Genomic DNA, 246 nt, shown 5'->3' with positions numbered 1-246 from the left:
CAGATACAAGCCCTGCACAGAGTAAGAGAAGCCTGGGTCAAACACCGTACTGCGACCGCCAACCAGATACGAGGCCTGCTCGCTGAGTTTGGCCGGATACTCAGTCCCGGCCTGCGCCACCTGCGCCACCTGCGCCGCGAAGTCGCCCTCTGGCAAGAACAAAGCCGCGGCACGCTCGGCATACTCAACGGCCTGGTCGATGAGTTACTGCAGTATCTCAGTGAGTTAGAAGACAGAATCAGCAAG

Annotated in this window: 1 pseudogene; it reads left to right on the top strand. The window is 58.9% G+C overall.

Annotated features, from left to right (window positions below):
• A pseudogene (locus H8L32_RS27495) lies at positions 1 to 246 on the top strand (IS110 family transposase); the annotation flags it as partial.

Source organism: Undibacterium hunanense (assembly GCF_014284335.1).
Lineage (GTDB): Bacteria > Pseudomonadota > Gammaproteobacteria > Burkholderiales > Burkholderiaceae_D > Undibacterium > Undibacterium hunanense.
Note: the sequence above shows the minus strand (reverse complement) of the source record. Positions and strands in the feature narration are given on the sequence as shown.